Source organism: Ruegeria intermedia, from assembly GCF_900129345.1.
GTDB lineage: Bacteria > Pseudomonadota > Alphaproteobacteria > Rhodobacterales > Rhodobacteraceae > Ruegeria > Ruegeria intermedia.
On the sequence record NZ_FQVK01000023.1, the window covers coordinates 1 to 15917 of the forward strand.

At 64.9% G+C, this 15917-nt stretch carries 18 protein-coding genes and 1 tRNA gene; 9 read left to right on the forward strand and 10 right to left on the reverse strand.

Annotated features, from left to right (window positions below):
* Positions 1–288: 288 nt before the first annotated feature.
* Positions 289–378 (reverse strand) — tRNA-Ser (locus tag F3H26_RS14950).
* A gap of 160 nt (positions 379–538) precedes the next feature.
* On the opposite strand from F3H26_RS14950, the gene F3H26_RS14955 reads away from it, so the two are divergent.
* Genes F3H26_RS14955 through F3H26_RS14990 form a run of 8 tightly spaced genes read left to right on the forward strand, consistent with a single transcriptional unit; the run spans position 539 to position 8032 of the window.
* Positions 539–1738, forward strand: a complete 1200-nt coding sequence (locus F3H26_RS14955) for an SPOR domain-containing protein (protein ID WP_394349780.1) — start codon at positions 539–541, stop codon at positions 1736–1738.
* Positions 1739–1753: 15 nt separating this feature from the next.
* On the forward strand, positions 1754–2920 hold the full coding sequence (locus F3H26_RS14960) for a D-alanyl-D-alanine carboxypeptidase family protein (RefSeq protein ID WP_149776816.1): 1167 nt from the start codon (positions 1754–1756) through the stop codon (positions 2918–2920).
* The gene (gene tmk, locus F3H26_RS14965) at positions 2917–3558 is read left to right on the forward strand and encodes a dTMP kinase (protein ID WP_149776817.1); all 642 of its coding nucleotides are present in this window, start codon (positions 2917–2919) and stop codon (positions 3556–3558) included. The genes F3H26_RS14960 and tmk overlap by 4 nt, the downstream gene beginning before the upstream one ends.
* Positions 3555–4676: a DNA polymerase III subunit delta' gene (locus F3H26_RS14970; protein ID WP_149776818.1), complete on the forward strand. Its 1122-nt coding sequence runs from the start codon at positions 3555–3557 to the stop codon at positions 4674–4676. The genes tmk and F3H26_RS14970 overlap by 4 nt, the downstream gene beginning before the upstream one ends.
* Positions 4673–5488: a TatD family hydrolase gene (locus F3H26_RS14975; protein ID WP_149776819.1), complete on the forward strand. Its 816-nt coding sequence runs from the start codon at positions 4673–4675 to the stop codon at positions 5486–5488. The genes F3H26_RS14970 and F3H26_RS14975 overlap by 4 nt, the downstream gene beginning before the upstream one ends.
* Positions 5485–6291 carry an MBL fold metallo-hydrolase gene (locus tag F3H26_RS14980; RefSeq protein ID WP_149776820.1) on the forward strand — a complete coding sequence of 269 codons (807 nt, stop codon included), beginning with the start codon at positions 5485–5487 and terminating at the stop codon, positions 6289–6291. The genes F3H26_RS14975 and F3H26_RS14980 overlap by 4 nt, the downstream gene beginning before the upstream one ends.
* Positions 6292–6343: 52 nt before the next feature.
* Positions 6344–7276, forward strand: a complete 933-nt coding sequence (locus tag F3H26_RS14985; protein ID WP_149776821.1) for an AEC family transporter — start codon at positions 6344–6346, stop codon at positions 7274–7276.
* Positions 7277–7336: 60 nt separating this feature from the next.
* Positions 7337–8032 (forward strand): CbiX/SirB N-terminal domain-containing protein, encoded by a 696-nt coding sequence (locus F3H26_RS14990; RefSeq protein ID WP_149776822.1) that lies wholly within the window; start codon positions 7337–7339, stop codon positions 8030–8032.
* A gap of 12 nt (positions 8033–8044) precedes the next feature.
* On the opposite strand, the gene F3H26_RS14995 is transcribed toward F3H26_RS14990, so the two are convergent.
* From F3H26_RS14995 to F3H26_RS15015, 5 genes are all read right to left on the reverse strand, one after another.
* Complete coding sequence (locus tag F3H26_RS14995) at positions 8045–9034, reverse strand: GGDEF domain-containing protein (RefSeq protein ID WP_149776823.1); 990 nt, start codon at positions 9032–9034, stop codon at positions 8045–8047.
* Entirely contained in the window at positions 9034–9621 is a 588-nt protein-coding gene (locus F3H26_RS15000; RefSeq protein WP_149776824.1) for a heme NO-binding domain-containing protein, read from the reverse strand. Before F3H26_RS15000 ends, F3H26_RS14995 begins: the two co-directional genes overlap by 1 nt.
* A gap of 121 nt (positions 9622–9742) precedes the next feature.
* A complete protein-coding gene (locus F3H26_RS15005; protein WP_149776825.1) occupies positions 9743–11302 on the reverse strand; it encodes a trimethylamine methyltransferase family protein in 1560 nt (519 codons plus the stop codon).
* Between the two features lie 122 nt (positions 11303–11424).
* Complete coding sequence (locus F3H26_RS15010) at positions 11425–12114, reverse strand: HAD family hydrolase (protein WP_149776826.1); 690 nt, start codon at positions 12112–12114, stop codon at positions 11425–11427.
* A gap of 26 nt (positions 12115–12140) precedes the next feature.
* On the reverse strand, positions 12141–12425 hold the full coding sequence (locus tag F3H26_RS15015; protein ID WP_149776827.1) for a DUF3572 domain-containing protein: 285 nt from the start codon (positions 12423–12425) through the stop codon (positions 12141–12143).
* An 87-nt stretch (positions 12426–12512) separates the two neighbouring features.
* On the opposite strand from F3H26_RS15015, the gene F3H26_RS15020 reads away from it, so the two are divergent.
* On the forward strand, positions 12513–13907 hold the full coding sequence (locus F3H26_RS15020) for a diguanylate cyclase domain-containing protein (RefSeq protein ID WP_149776828.1): 1395 nt from the start codon (positions 12513–12515) through the stop codon (positions 13905–13907).
* A gap of 5 nt (positions 13908–13912) precedes the next feature.
* Here F3H26_RS15020 and F3H26_RS15025 read toward each other — a convergent pair whose 3' ends face one another.
* From F3H26_RS15025 to F3H26_RS15040, 4 genes are read right to left on the reverse strand one after another with little or no spacing between them, the layout of a single operon-like run.
* Positions 13913–14386: a periplasmic heavy metal sensor gene (locus F3H26_RS15025; protein ID WP_149776829.1), complete on the reverse strand. Its 474-nt coding sequence runs from the start codon at positions 14384–14386 to the stop codon at positions 13913–13915.
* Positions 14383–14742, reverse strand: a complete 360-nt coding sequence (locus F3H26_RS15030; protein WP_149776830.1) for a hypothetical protein — start codon at positions 14740–14742, stop codon at positions 14383–14385. Before F3H26_RS15030 ends, F3H26_RS15025 begins: the two co-directional genes overlap by 4 nt.
* A complete protein-coding gene (locus F3H26_RS15035; RefSeq protein ID WP_149776831.1) occupies positions 14726–15343 on the reverse strand; it encodes an RNA polymerase sigma factor in 618 nt (205 codons plus the stop codon). The genes F3H26_RS15030 and F3H26_RS15035 overlap by 17 nt, the downstream gene beginning before the upstream one ends.
* Positions 15344–15349: 6 nt before the next feature.
* Complete coding sequence (locus F3H26_RS15040) at positions 15350–15817, reverse strand: EF-hand domain-containing protein (RefSeq protein ID WP_149776832.1); 468 nt, start codon at positions 15815–15817, stop codon at positions 15350–15352.
* Positions 15818–15917 lie beyond the last annotated feature (100 nt).

Sequence of the window (15917 nt, forward strand, 5' to 3'; positions counted from 1 at the left end):
TCTACACCTGTCGGGACGCTGGCGAACGTCCGATCTCGGTCGGTTCTCGCCGGTTGCCACCCGCAGCGAAGTGTTCAGGTTGCATTACATATTTTCGAGTTAAATCAGTAGCTTACGGAAAATTCACCAAATCCGCGCAGTCATCAGGTTCAGAGAATATCGGCCCGGAGAGACCAATTCTGGCCATCTCGCGCCGGGTAAGGTGAATAGCCCCTTCCGCATAACCCTCGAATTCAACGAGAAAATCCGGCCGCAGCCGGATCGGGAGAACGCTTTCGCGGGGGCAAGTGGCGGGGAGACAGGGATTCGAACCCTGGGGACGCTCTCACGCCCAACGGTTTTCAAGACCGCCGCATTCGACCACTCTGCCACCTCCCCGGCGCAGGCAGCGGTCTAAGGCCAAGACCCGGTCGTGGCAAGCAAAAAGAGGGATTTCTTGCCGAGGCCGGTTCCTCTGTCTTTTCTTGCCGGTATGCGCGGGCTATGATCCGCGCGAGACGGCTGCGGCATACTGGCATCAGAACCAGGCGGCGGCGGCTTGGACGGGGTCCAACCCGGCCATACAGGCAAGGGAACGCAAAACATGGAAACTGCTACACAGACACGCTTTGGTCGGTGGACGGCGTCTGGTGTGATCGTGGCTTTGATGGTGTTGAGCGGTTGTGATGAGGCGCTGTTAGCTGGCGGCCAGTCCAGCAAGCCGAAGCCCGATGGACAGCAAAACGGCGGAGCAACCGAGCTTCTTCCGGAAATTGCAGCCTCCTCGCAACGCGACGTCGAAGCACCGGACGTTTTTCAAGTGACCGAGGCGGGCCTGTGGGACGGGCGGCCGTCATTGGGGGGCGTCTGGGTGGCCCACCCCGACGTGGCCCAACCCGAACGGGTCAAAATCACGAACACGGCCAATGACAAGTCGGTCTCGGGCGCGCTGTTCCGTCGCGAGCGGAACCTGCCCGGTCCGGCGTTGCAGGTATCCTCGGCAGCGGCCGAAAAACTCGGGATGCTGGCCGGCGCGCCGACGCGCCTGACCGTGGTGGCGCTGCGCCGCGAGGCGGTCGAACCCCCGGCACCCGAGGCGGAACCGGCCGGTGATGTCGCCGCGGACGCCACAGTCAGCGCCACCACGGGCGAGACGCCCGACAAGACCGACGCGGAGGCAACCACTGCGACGGAAGACAAGCCCGCCAAGCGGAAATGGTGGCAAAAGAAGGAACCCGACGAAACCGCGGCGACCGGTGCAGCAGCCGGCGTGGCGGCGGGCGCTGCGGCCGTTGCCGCGACGGCGCCCCAGCAGACGACCGCCGACTCCGGCGCAACGGCCACCCTGGCCGACCCCGTCGTGACCCCGCCGGCCGAGAAACCCGCCAAGCGGAAATGGTGGCAGAAAAAGCCCAAGGATGAAATCACGCAGACGCCGCTGGACCCGATTTCCGGCGCCGCCGCCGCGATTGAAGCGTCCGACCCCACACCGGCCAAAGCCGAGACGGCGCCGACCGGTTCAAACCTGACGAAGCCCTTCGTGCAGATCGGAACGTTCAGCGAAGAGGGCAATGCCAAGGCCGCCGCCGACAAGGTCAGCAAGAACGGCCTGTCGGCGCAGGTCCAACAAGTGACGTCGGGCGACAAACAGGTCTGGCGGGTTCTCGTGGGGCCGGCTGCCACGCGGGCCGAACGCCGCGCAATCCTCAGCGACATGAAGGATCTCGGGTTCTCCGACGCCTTCATCGCCGCGAAATAAACAGGGAGGCCCAAGATGCCGACTTTGATTCGAACCCTCATTCTTGCCCTCGGCCTGATGCTGGCGGCGCTGCCTGCCCTGGCCTTCGACACCTCGGCGCGGGCGGCCTATGTGATGGACCAGACCACGGGGACGGTTCTGCTGGCCAAGAATGCCGACGAGCCGCTGCCGCCGGCGTCGATGTCCAAGCTGATGACGCTGTATGTGGCGTTCGAGGCGCTGCGCGACGGCCGCCTGACGCTGGATGAAAAACTGCCGGTGTCGGAACACGCCATGAGCTATGGCGGGTCGACCATGTTCCTGAACACGCAGGACCGTGTCCGGGTCGAAGACCTGCTGCGGGGCATCATCGTGCTGTCGGGCAACGATGCCTGCGTGGTCATTGCCGAGGCGCTCAGCCCGGACGGAACCGAGGCGGGATTTGCCCGCTACATGACCCAGCGCGCCAAGCAGCTGGGCATGACCAACTCGACCTTCGCCAATTCCAACGGCTGGCCCGCGGCCGGTCACATGATGTCAGTCAAGGATCTGGCCATCCTTGCGGACCGCCTGATCACCGATTTCCCGGAATATTACCCGCTGTTCGCCGAGGAAACCTTTGAATTCGACGGCCGCGCCCCGTCGAACGTGAACAACCGCAACCCGCTGCTCAAGCTCGACATCGGTGCCGACGGGCTTAAGACCGGCCACACGCAAGAGGCCGGCTATGGCCTTGTCGGGTCGGCCCGGCAGGGCGACCGGCGGGTGATCTTCGTTCTGTCCGGGCTGGAAAGCACCGCCCGCCGCGCAGAGGAGGCCGAGGCCGTCGTTAACTGGTCGTTTCGAAATTTTGTCGAGAGGAAAGTTGCCACCGCCGAGACGCCGATAGCCCAGGCCAAGGTCTGGATGGGCGCCCAGAAGACCGTTGGCCTGGTGCCCGAGGGCGACCTGACGCTGCTGTTCCCGGTGCTGGGCGACCAGAACGTTCCGGCCGAGGTGGTCTACCAGGGGCCGGTGAACGCCCCGATCCGGAAAGGCCAGCAACTGGCGGAACTGGTGGTCAAGCCCGAAGGCCTGCCCGAGATCCGCCGCCCGCTCTATGCGGCCCAGGACGTGCCGCTGGGCGGGTTCGTTGTGCGTCTGATGACGGTGGGCGGCATCGTGCTGAAGGATGTTCTCAATTCCCCGCTGGAGTCGATGTGAGCGGGCGCAGGCTGTTCCTGACCTTCGAGGGGATCGACGGATCGGGCAAATCCACCCAGGCACGTCTGCTGGCGGAAACCCTGCGCGCCGCAGGCCATGACGTGGTGCTGACCCGCGAACCCGGCGGCTCGCCCGGCGCCGAGGAGATCCGTCGACTGGTGCTCGAGGGCGACCCCGACCGCTGGTCGGCGGAAACCGAGATCCTGCTGTTCACCGCCGCCCGCCGCGACCATCTGGAGCGCACCATCGAGCCGGCGCTGGCGGCCGGCAAGATCGTGATCTGCGACCGGTTCGCGGATAGCACCCGGATGTATCAGGGCCTGTCGCGCGGCGATCTGCGCGCGCTGGTGGACCAGTTGCACGCTTTGATGATCCGGCGCGAACCCGATCTGACCCTGCTGATCGACATGGACCCCGACACCGGCCTGGCCCGGGCCAAGGGCCGGCAGGGCGCGGAAGAGCGGTTCGAGGATTTCGGCCCCGACCTGCAACGCCGGATGCGCAAGGGGTTCCTGGATCTTGCCAAAGAGTTTCCGAACCGGTTCCGCGTCATCGACGGCAACCGCGACGTCGACAGCGTGGCCCGCGACGTGGCGGAGATCGTGCATCAGACCCTGCGCCCCCTGCAACAGACATGACCGACGATATTCTTCCCCCGGATCAGGTGCCCGGCGCGCCGCACCCGCGTCAGACGCAGCAAGTGTTCGGTCAGGACGCGGCCGAAGGCGAGTTCCTGTCGGCCTTCGCCTCGGGGCGGCTGCATCACGGCTGGCTTCTGACCGGGCCGCGCGGCGTGGGCAAGGCGACGCTGGCCTGGCGCATCGCCCGGTTCCTTCTGGCGACCCCTGCCCCGCAGGAGGACGGGCTGTTCGAAGCCCCTCCGGCCCCAACGTCGCTTGACGTTTCGCCCGATCATCCGGTGGCCCACCGCATGCTGGCCGGGGCCGAACCCGGGCTTGCGGTCGTGACCCGCTCGGTGAACGAAAAGGACAAGATGCGCAACGAAATCGTGGCCGAGGACATCCGAAAGCTCGGCCGCTTTTTCGGGCTGTCCGCCACGGATGGCGGACGCCGTGTCGTGATCGTCGACACCGCCGACGACATGAACGTCACCGCGGCGAATGCCCTGCTGAAGATGCTCGAAGAGCCGCCGGCCCGCACCACGCTGCTGCTGGTCTCGCACCAGCCCTCGCGGCTGCTGCCCACGATCCGGTCGCGGTGCCGGACTCTGCGCCTGTCGCCGCTGTCGCCGCCCGACATGCAGGCGGCGCTGGCCCAGGCCGGGGCCGACCTGCCACCCAATCCCGACCATCTGGCCGCGCTGGCGGCGGGCTCGGTCGGCGAGGCCATCCGGCTGCTGAACCTGGGCGGACTGGACATCTATGCCGAACTGATCGGCATTCTGGGCACCCTCCCCCGGCTGGACCGGCAACGCGCCCTGGCCCTGGCCGAGGCTTCCGCGCAGCGCGGAGCGGCGGACCGGTTCGACCTGCTGCTGAACCTGATCGACATCGCCCTGTCGCGCCTGGCCCTGACCGGCGCAACCGGCATGCCCCCCAGCCCCGAGGCCGCACCGGACGAGCCGGAAACGCTCCGGCGGCTGTCGAACTCGCCGCAGATGGCCCGCCGGTGGGCCGAGGTTGCCGCGGCCATATCCGCGCGGGCCCGTCACGGCCAGGCAGTCAACCTTGACCCTGCCGCTCTGGTCCTAGATACGGTGTTCAAGATACAGGACTCCGCCGGCCAGAGCAGATGAACGACACCAGCCCCCCACCCGCGATCACCGACAGCCACTGCCACCTGGATTTTCCCGATTTCGAGGGCCAGTTGGACGAGATCATCACGCGCGCGCAACAGGCCGGCGTGACCCGCATGGTCACGATCTGCACCCGCCTGCGCAACGAACCGACCGTACGCGCCATCGCCGAGGCGCATGCCCCGGTGTTCTATGCCGCCGGCACCCACCCCATGAGCGCCGCCGAAGAGCCGATGGCCACCGTCGATGATCTGGTCGCGCTGGCCGCGCACCCGAAATTCGTGGGCATCGGCGAAACCGGGCTGGATTACCACTATACCGCCGACAGCGCCGAGGTTCAGAAACAGTCGCTGCGCATCCATATCGAGGCCGCCCAGCGCACCGGGCTGCCGCTGATCATCCACGCCCGCGCGGCCGATGCCGACATTGCCGACATTCTGGGCGCCGAGTTCCGCAACGCGCCCTATTCCTGCGTGATGCATTGCTTTTCCTCCTCGGCCGAGCTGGCCCGGGCGGCGCTGGACCTGGGGTTCTACCTGTCGATGTCGGGCATCGCGGCCTTTCCCAAAAGCCACGAGTTGCGCGACATCTTCGCCGCCGCGCCCATCGATCGAATTCTGGTCGAAACCGACGCCCCCTATCTGGCCCCGCCGCCGCATCGCGGCAAACGCAACGAACCGGCCTTCACCGCCCACACCGCCCGCGTCGGCGCGGAACTGTTCGCGCTGGACTATGCCGATTTCGCGGCCCGGACCCAGGCCAATTTCGACCGTCTGTTCACCAAGGCCGCCGCCCACGAGGCCGCCGCATGACCACGCTGCGCTGCACCATCCTTGGTTGCGGCTCGTCCGGCGGGGTGCCGCGCCTGGGCGGACACTGGGGCGAATGCGATCCCGAAAACCCGCGCAACCGCCGCCGCCGCTGCTCGATGCTGGTCGAACGCGACGGGCCGGATGGCACCACATCGGTGCTGATAGACACCTCGCCCGACATGCGCAGCCAGCTGCTGGATACCGGCACCGGGCGGCTGGACGGTGTGGTCTATACCCACTCGCACGCCGACCATGTGCATGGCATCGACGATCTGCGCATGATCGTGTTCAACATGCGCAGCCGCGTCCGCGTCTGGGCCGACGGCGACACGCAGAACGCGCTGCTCGGGCGGTTCGGCTATGCCTTCATCCAGCCCGAAGGGTCTCCGTACCCGCCGATCCTCGACCTCAAGACCATCGATGGCCCGTTCGCCGTTGACGGACCCGGCGGGCCGATCCCGTTCCGGCCCTTCACGGTCAACCATGGCTCGATCGACGCGTTGGGGTTCCGGATCGGGGATCTGGCCTATCTGCCGGACGTGGCCGAGATCTATGACGAGGCCTGGCCCGAGTTGGAGGGCCTGGACTGCCTGGTGATCGATGCTCTGCGCCGCAGCCCGCATCCGACCCATGCCCATCTGGACAAAACCCTGGGCTGGATCGAACGGCTGCAACCCAAGCGGGCGATCCTGACCAACATGCACATCGATCTGGACTATGCCACGGTCGACAGGGAAACCCCCGACCATGTAACCCCCGCCCATGACGGATTGGTGATCGAACAGCCCTTGCCGGGCGCATGACCAACCCCGTCGCGACAGGCACGGCGCGGAACGAACCGAGGCGAACCGTGACATGCTGCAAAGCCTGATCGACGTCATTCTGCCGGTCTTCCTGGTCATCGGGGCCGGATATGCCGCGACCCGCCTGGGCTATTTCAGGGAAAGCCATGTCGAAGGGTTGATGAAATTCACCCAGGGCTTTGCAATCCCGTGCCTGCTGTTTCTGGCCATCGCCCATCTGGACCTGAGCGCCAGCTTCGACCCACGATTGCTGGGCAGTTTCTACTCGGCCGCGTGTCTGTGCTTTATCGCGGGCATGCTGGGCGCCCGGTTCATCTTTGGGCGCGGCTGGGAGGACTGCGTGGCGATCGGCTTCTGCTGCCTGTTCTCGAACTCGGTCCTGCTGGGCCTGCCGATCACCGAGCGCGCCTATGGCCCGGACAACCTGACCGGCAACTATGCCATCATCGCCTTCCATTCGCCGTTCTGCTACTGCGTCGGCATTACGGTCATGGAGTTCATCCGCAATCGCGGCCATGGTGGCCTGCGCATGGTCCGGTCCGTCCTGTCGGCGATGTTCAAGAACGCCCTCATCCTGGGCATCGCGCTTGGGTTCATCGTGAACCTGACCGGCCTGGCCATCCCGGCCGTCGTGGACGAGGCGCTGGGGCTGATCACCCGCGCCGCCCTGCCCGGCGCGCTGTTCGCGCTGGGCGGCGTGCTGGTCATGTACCGGCCCGAGGGCGATCTGCGGACCATCGGTTATGTCTGCTGCGTGTCGCTGATCCTGCATCCCAGCCTCGTCTGGCTGTTCGGAACCGCGACCGCCCTGCCGCAGGACCTGTTCCGCTCGGGCGTTCTGAACGCGGCGATGGCACCGGGGTTCAACGCCTACATCTTTGCCAACATCTATGGCCGTGCAAAACGCGTTGCCGCCTCGTCCGTGCTGATCGGAACCGCGGCGTCGATCCTGACGGTCTGGATGTGGCTGACGGTTCTGGGTTGAGGCCGGATTGACTTCGGCATCGCGCGCCGCACATATCCCCGAGGAAGACAGGAGACCGCAATGCTGAACGCCGTCATCGTCGCCCACGGGCAACCCTCGGACCCGGCCCCGGCCGAGGCGGCCTTGGCGCGGCTTGCCGACGAAATCGACCAGTTGACGGACCGGGTCCGCGTGACTTCGGCCACGCTGGCCGCGCCGGGGGCGCTGGAGCAGGTTCTGGAAGGCCTGGCCGGCGCAGCGGTGATCTATCCGCTGTTCATGGCGAAGGGCTGGTTCGTGACCAGCGCCCTGCCCAAACGTGTGGACGGCCACAATGTGCGGATACTCGACCCGCTGGGAACCGACTCGGACTTGCCCCGGATCGTGGCCACCGCCCTGTCCGAGCAGTTGGACCAGCGCGGCTGGCGCGCGGTCGAAACGGACCTGGTGATCGCTGCGCACGGGTCCGGCCGCAGCCGCAACCCGTCGCTTGTTGCCAACAGCTTTGCAGACAAACTGGCCGGGTTGGTGCCGTTCCACTCGGTCCGAACAGGCTTTGTCGAAGAGGCACCGTCAATATCCGAAGCCGCCCGCGGCGCCCGCGAAACCGCGCTGTGCCTGCCGTTCTTTGCCTGCACGGGCGGGCATGTTCTGGACGATGTGCCGACCGAGCTGGCTCGCGCGGGTTTCCGGGGGCTGCAATTGCCGGTCGTCGGTGAACTGGGTGCCGTCAAACACCGCATTGCCACGGTCTTGGAGGCCGCGGTCACGCGGTGAAGCCGGCGGCGCTCAGTGCCCGGCCTTTTCCTGCTCGCAATAGAAGCGGTGACAGCCCCGGCCGCTGCGCTTGGCTTCGTACAGGGCCACATCCGCTGCGTTGAGAATGTCGGCCGGATCCATCGACGGGATCTGCGCGCTGAGCGCGGTGCCGATACTTGCGGAAATGGCGCAGGTCTGGCCCTGATAGTCCATCGGCTGTTGAAGCCGTGAAATAAGCCGCTCCGCGATGCGCTGCAGGACGTCTCGGTCGGACAGGCCGCGAAAGATCAGCACGAACTCGTCCCCGCCGATGCGGGCCACCGTATCGTCGTTGCGGGTTTCTTCCAGCATGATGCGCGCAGCTTCGCTCAGAACATGGTCGCCGGCCGCATGCCCCAGTTCGTCATTCACGGCCTTGAAGAAATCAAGGTCCAGGTGCATCAGCGCAAAGGTCGCCTTGCTGGACACGAGATGTTCAAGAATGTGGTCCATCGCCCGCCGGTTCTTGAGACCGGTCAACGTGTCGGTATAGGCCTGTTCCTCGGCCGCCAGCATCGCGCCCTGCAACCGCAGGTTCAGAGACCGTGACGCCTCCATGGCGGCCGATTTCGCTTCGACCAGGTAGAGCAGTTCGATTGCCAGATCGGTGCCGGAAAAATCCGCGCTTGTCAGCGCATAGTCGCGGACCGCGTCCAGGATCGAAATTCCGAACGACAGGTTGATGACCGCCCCGCCATCCGGCAACGGCGAGACAAGCCCCTTGAGCGCCGTTCGCGGTTCGTCGCGGAATTTCACCGACAGTTTCACACTGTCGCTTGCCATCAGGTCGCGGAACGACGTGATGGACCGGGGGCGAACCAGATCGAAAACGTCCAGGAAGGCGCGCCCCGGCATTGGCCGGTCAGAGCGCAGTTTTTGCAGGGTCGGCCCGGCCTGGCGGATGGTTCCGTCGCCATCCAGCAGGACGAACATGGGGCACAAGGTTCCCAGCAATTCCCCCAGTTGATCGTGATTCAACATCAGCTTCGTGCCCCCAGATCGAAGTTTCGGCCCTCGGCGAATGCGCTTTCGACAAGGGTCATGGAAATGATGTCGATTCCCTTGTCATTCGTACCGGTGCGCGTCAGAAACACCAGCGCGCCGTAGTCATCGGCCATCGCCCTCAGAAGGCCGGTCATGACGCTGGAATAGCCGTCCAACCCGGGATGACAATGCAGTTCGAACTCGTTCGGCGAACACTCGATCAGTTCCAGAGCGGGCAACGTCAGATCGGCCACCGCCAGGCGCACCCGATCCGACAGATCGTCCAGCGAATGCAGGAATTCCACGTAGGTTACGCCGCCAAACCGCAACAGACGCCGCAGCCCCTCCATATTGGGGTGAGACACGAGATAGGTGCCCAGATCCTCGAGAAATTCGTCACGCGGGCGCTTCAACTCGGCGCACAGCGCATCGAGCAGGCGATAGGATTTGTCGCGGTCATAGACCAGCATGGCCTCGAACTCGACGAAGCCGAGCTCGGCCACCTCGGTGGCGCGCAGCCAGCACTCGCGCCCGTAGGTCGCACAGACAAACGACTGAATGGCCTTGTTTATCAATCCGTGCATGAACAGCCTCAGACTTGGTATGAGTCCGATCACAGCCCAGAAATCTTAACAAACGTCGAATCCGCGCGGCCAAGTTTCTGCAAATGCAAAGTAATCTCACCCTGATACGACTGCAGGGTGATCAAAAATCCGTCGGCGCCCCGCCCTCGGCTTTGCGTCGGGCCACGAAATCGGCCAGCTCCTCGCGGATGGCCGCATCCATAGACGGTGCGTCGAAACTGCCGATGATCTCCTTGAACAGCAGGTGTGCGCGCTCGGCGGTCCAGATGCCGCCCGCGACCTCCCAGCCTTCATAGTTCTTCCAGTCGCTCAGGAACGGCTGATAGAAGGCCGTGGTATAGCGGTCCTGCGTGTGCTGGATGCCGAAGAAGTGACCATCGTTGCCGACCGACCGGATCGCATCCAGTGCGATTTCTTCCGGGCCCGTGGCGCACAGTTCGGGCTGCATGTAGCGCTGGATCTGCTGCAGGATCTCGCAATCCATGATGAATTTTTCGGGGCTTGCGATCAGTCCGCCCTCAAGCCAGCCGGCGGCGTGATAGACCATGTTGGTCCCCGATTGAACCGCCGCCCACAGCGAATTCGAGGTCTCCCAGATCGCCTGCCCGTCCGGGACATTGGCGGCGCATACCCCCGACGACCGCAACGGCAAACCGTAGAACCGCGCCATCTGGCCGGTCATCTGCGTCGCGCGCATGTATTCCGGCGTGCCGAAGGCCGGTGCCCCGGACTTCATGTCGACATTCGACGTGAAGGTGCCGATCACGCAGGGTATGCCGGGGCGGACATACTGGAACAGGGCGATCGCGCTCAGAGCCTCGGCCAGCGACTGCGCCACCGCACCGGCCAGCGTGACCGGCGCCATCGCCCCGGCCAGCGTGAACGGCGTCACCACGATCGCCTGTCCCCGTCGCGCCAGCCGCAGGCAGCCGTCGATCATCGGGTGGTCATGTTTCAGGGGCGAGGTCGAGTTGATGTTGGTGTACATCCGGGGCGTCGCCTCGAACGCCTCGTGGCTCAGGCCGCCGGCGATGCGGACCATCTCCATCACGTCCTCGACCCGCTCCTTGCCCAGCGAATAAGCGTGCATGGCCTTGTCGGTCAGGGTCAGCTTGTCATACAGCACGTCCAGGTGCCGTACGCTGGCGTGGATGTCCACCGGCTCGACCGGATAGCCGCCGGCGAAGTGGATGCAGTTGAAATACTGCGTCAGCTTCAACAGGTTCCGGCACATCTCGCGATTGCCGGGCACCTTCTTGCCAATCTCCATGTCCCAGTAGTTGGGCGGCGAGGAGACGTTTCCGAACAGCAGCCGTTTGCCGCCGATCTCGATCGTGTGGTCCGGGTTGCGTGGCGTGATGGTGAAGGTGGATGGCGCCTTGCCGACCATCTCCATCACGAAGTCGCGGCCCATCCGCACGATGTCGCCGTCGACCGTGCAGCCGGCCTCGCGGAAGATCGCGATGGCCTCTTCGTTCAGAAACTGGATCCCGATTTCCTCGAGAATGCGCATCGCGCCGTCATGGATGGCTTCGACCCCCTCGGGCGGCAGCGGCTCGGTGGGGTGGTCGATATTGATCGGCGGGTTCCACGGCATCTGGTCGATGACGGCGGCGCCCCTGCGGGCGGCGGCACCTGCGCGCCCGCCGCTGCGGCGCCTCTGTGTCCTGGTGTCGGCCATGTGGTCCTCCGGCGATGGCTTTTCTCAAGCAAGCCCCGAAGTCGGCCGTCGGGCCGCTCTGTCTGCGACAGAGGTTGTCGGTTTCAAATCATGAAGCGCCGATTTTTTGGCGACCGTTCCGATCAGATCCCCAACCAGGCCGGAATGTGGCCGATATCCGGCAGAACCACATCGGCCAGAGGCGCCAGGTCCTGCGCCGAGGCCATGCCCGTCAGCACACCGATCGTCGTCATGCCGGCCGCCCGACCGGCCTGCATGTCGTGCAGGCTGTCACCAACCATGGCGGTCTGCGACGGCGCGATGCCGACATGCTCGGCAAAGGCCAGCAACTGGCCCGGAGCGGGCTTGAAGCCGTGGCCGCTGTCATAGCCTGCGACGAAGTCGAACAGGTCACCGACCCCGACCGACGCCAGGTGTTCGCGTGCCGGCATTTCACCGTCATTCGTGGCAATCCCCAGCCTTTTGCCGGCCTGTTTCAGACCGCGCAGAAATGGGGCCAGGGCGACCGCCTCGACCTGCGTCGCGCCTGCGGATTCGGCATTGAGCATCTCGATCAGACCGGCCCGCGACCATTCGGGCAGTTGCGGGGCCAGCACATCCACGATCTCGTCGATCGTGCCCGCGATCACGATGCTGTCGGGCGCATAGGTTCCGCACACCGGATCAAATCCGATTGCCTCACCCAGCTGCGCGGCACGCGCGTCGTCGCCTCCGCTCAGCCGCCGCAGAACTGCCGCGCCGAACGCGCCCCAGGTGGCCGCAAAGTCGAACAGGGTTCCGTCCTTGTCGAACACCAGGGCTTCGATCTGCATGTCGTTTTCTCCAGATTCAGGCCCGGTCACGTCCAGTGAACATCGGCCCTGCCCGCCAGGGCCATCCGGGCCTGCCCCGGACTGTCATAGGGCAAGGATTTGTCGTCACAGAACGCCATGACCCACGAATCGTCAAGCATCAGAAACTCGAGCACCGACACCAGGAATTCGGGTTCCGCGGCACGATCACGCAGATCTTCGATCGATGCGCCGGTCGAACCCAGAAAAACCGGCAGCAAATCGTCATTGCCGGCCAGCCAACCCAGCGCATTCAAGGCCAGCGTCTCGGCGTTTTCGGCGGATATCGTCATAAATCTCTCGAATAGCGACGGCTGGAAAGGGTTTGTTAACCAGAGTCATAAACAGTTTGGCAACACATTCAACCAACGGTGAAAGCCATGTCCGTGCAGGGAACCATCCTGGTTCTTGATGGGGTCTCGACCAATCGCATCATGCTGAAGGTGCAGCTGACGGCTGCCTGGTATCAGGTGGCGCAGGGCGACAAGCTGGCCGGCCTGCCCGCCTTGCTGCGTCGGGTACAGCCCGATCTGGTTCTGACGGCCATGACGCTGCCGGACGGCACCGCATCGGAAGTGAAGAAGCTGGTCCAGAGCGATCCGCAGCTTCGGGATGTTCCCGTCGTCGCGATCGCGCAGCAGAATGACAAGACCGCCCGGTTGCGCGCCCTTTCGGATGGGCTCGACGACGTTCTGCCGTATCCCTTCAAGGACACATACCTGTTGGCGCGGGTCCGCAGCCTGTTGCGTGCACGCGCCGAAACGCAGGACCTGCGCGGCAGGAATGACGTGCAATCCATCGGCTTTTCCGAGGCGCCCGACCCGTTTGTCGCGCGTACCCGCACCGATCGGATCGCCGTTCTGGCGCGCTCGGCCTCTCGGGGTGCGATATGGCGTCGCGCGCTGGCTGAGCTATCCGGTCAGACGATCTCGGCCCACACCATTCCCAACCTGCGCGGCCTGCTGTCGGGTTCGATCCCGGATGCCATCGTCGTGGACCTGGATCGCGACGCTCAGGGCTTGAACCTTCTGACCGACCTCAAGTCACGCAAAGGCACCCGCAAGACCGCGGTGATCGGCGTCATCGCGGATGACAACGCGGCTCTGGCCGCCGATGCGCTGGACCGGGGCGCCGACGCGATCTGCATGGGCGGGTTCTGCGCGCACGAGATTTCCCTGCGGATCGGTGCGCTGATCGCGCGAAAGGCGCAGGATGATCACATGCGGGCGGCGCTTCGGCGCGGGCTGGAGGACTCTCTGATCGACCCTCTGACCGGGTTGAACAACCGCCGGTTCGCGCTGTCGGCGCTGGCCCGAATCATGGCACGGTCCAAGGAAACCGGTCGGGGATATGCGATCATGCTGGCCGACCTGGACCATTTCAAATCGATCAATGATCGGTTTGGCCATGCTGCGGGCGATCAGATCTTGATCGAGGCAGCGAAGCGCATGAAGCGCAACCTTGGCCCCGGCGCCTTTCTGGCCCGGATCGGCGGCGAGGAGTTTCTGATCGGGATGCCCGACACCACCGAGGCCGAGGCCAAAAGAAAAGCACACGAGATCTGCACCCGCATCTCCGCCACGCCTTTTGTCCTGCCGGATGTCCCCACGCGGCTGACCGTTACGGTCAGCGTCGGCCTGAAACTGTGCGACCCGCACACCAATCCGAATGCTGAGGGGTCCGGCGCCGCGCTCAATCTGATAAAATGCGCCGATCAGGCCCTCTATGCCGCCAAGCGGTGTGGACGCAACCAGGTGCGCCTGAGCGCCGCCTGACCGGGCTAGTGCTTTCGACCGGCCTTGCCCGAGCGTCGGTCCTTGACCACCTGTTCCAGACGATCGGCATAGGCCTTCCGCTCGGCGTCGGTCATTTTCGTCACGCGCGACAGCCATTTTTCCTGCAGGTTCGACTGGATCGAGGCAGTGTTGGCCGCCTGCTTTTCCAACACGTCCTCGACCACGGTCGGATCGAAAGGAACTGCGCGCAGGGCTTCGCCCAGCTCGGCAAAATCCTGGGCGCGTTGCCGGGCCCCGCGCCTGTGTTCGTCAAACAATTCACCTCGCAGGGCTCGTCGGTCGTTTTCGGGAAGAGCTCGGAACAAGGCCGGGCCGAACCCAGGGGGGACATCGTCATGATCGCCACGGAACCGCAGCACGGCGCCCAGCATCACACCGGCAACCAACAGGTTCAGCCCCAACGAGGCCACCAGGAGGATGGTCATCCAGCGGCGCGGTTGCTTGACGGTTTCGCTCATTCCAATTCCTCCAGAAAGGTGGGCTCCAACCCCAAATCCGCCACCATGTAGGACGCGTCCTGCGACACGAAGTAGCTTGCCGGATCAGGCAGGAACGAGGGCGCGGAAAAGCCGACCCAGACCCCGGCAACGCTTGCGGCGACAAGACCGCCCAGCCCCTGCCACCCACCCAGCGCGCCGTACAGGCCGTGGAACAGGCCACGGTTTGCGGGCACGGCCGGTCGCGCCCGTTCAAGGCGCACCGCCTCGGCATCCGTCAGGATGCGAACGGCCAGATCGTCCGGCAATTCAGGGCTGCTCCGCCGTGCCTCGGCGAACAGCAGGTCCAGATCCCTGGCATCATCTGAAATCGTCATATCCCAACTCCTCTCGTCGGCCCGACAGGATCGCCGCCAGCGCCCGTTTTCCCCGCGCCACCAGACTTTCCACAGCTTCGACCGAGATTCGCATGATCTCGGCAATCTCGGGGTTCGACAATTCTTCTATATGTCTCAGCACCACTGCCTGGCGCTGGCGTTCCGGCAATTGCGCCAAGGCCACATTCAGGGCGTCCAACCGGGCCTTCTGCTGCATCCGCTCGACAACACCCGCGCTGTCATCCTGAGGTTCAGGAGTACCGTCAAGCGGGTCCGCCGACTTTCTGCGACGTTGGTCGATGCACAGGTTCAGGGTCACCCGGTAGAGCCAGGTAGAAATTCTCGCCTGCCCTGGCACCCAGTCCGGCGCGACCTTCCAAAGGCGCATCATCGCCTCTTGGGTCACGTCTTCGGCCTCGGCGCGGTTGTTCAACATGCGCAAGGCCACCGAGAAACAGCGCGGCCCAAGCCGGTCGGTCAGAACCCGCGCCGCTGCCGCGTCGCCATCGGCGAACAACCTCAGCAACTGCTCGTCGCTCAGGTCTTCCGCGGCGACCCGGTCGCCGCGGAACGTCTGGGCTGAGGAGGTCAGATCCTCCATCCCGCATCACTTGTTGTCTGCGCCGGGACGACCACCTTTCCTGTGGTGCCGCCCCATCCGGTCCTTCGCATCCGCGAACTCCTCTTCGGACAACGACCCGTTCCCGTCCGCATCCATCCGGTCGAACATCTTGTCAGCCCGGCGCGGCTTGGGCAACTCCTCCTCGGTCAAGAAGCCGTCCTTGTCGGCATCATGCCGCTCGAACATGGCAGTCACACGTTCGTTTGCCTTGGCCTGTGCCGCCGCCTGCATTTCCTCGACGCTCAGCTTGCCATCCCCATTGGCATCGGCCGAGGTGAACTTCTGCGTGCGATGGGCCTCCATCTCGGCCTTGGTGACCTGGCCGTCGCCGTCGGCGTCCAGTTCCTGGAAGCTGACCGGAGCGCGATCCCGCGGACCTTTCGCCAGAGCGGCAGTCCCGGTGACCGCAACCGCAGACAGAACGATGGCAGAGATGAATGTTGCGCTTTTCATTGCTCGGTTCCTTTGTGTTGTCGCGGCCCCGTGCCGCTGTTGACATCAGTTCAAACGCCGGGCCGAGGGATTTCCGTCGCGCCAGAAAAATTTTTTGTCA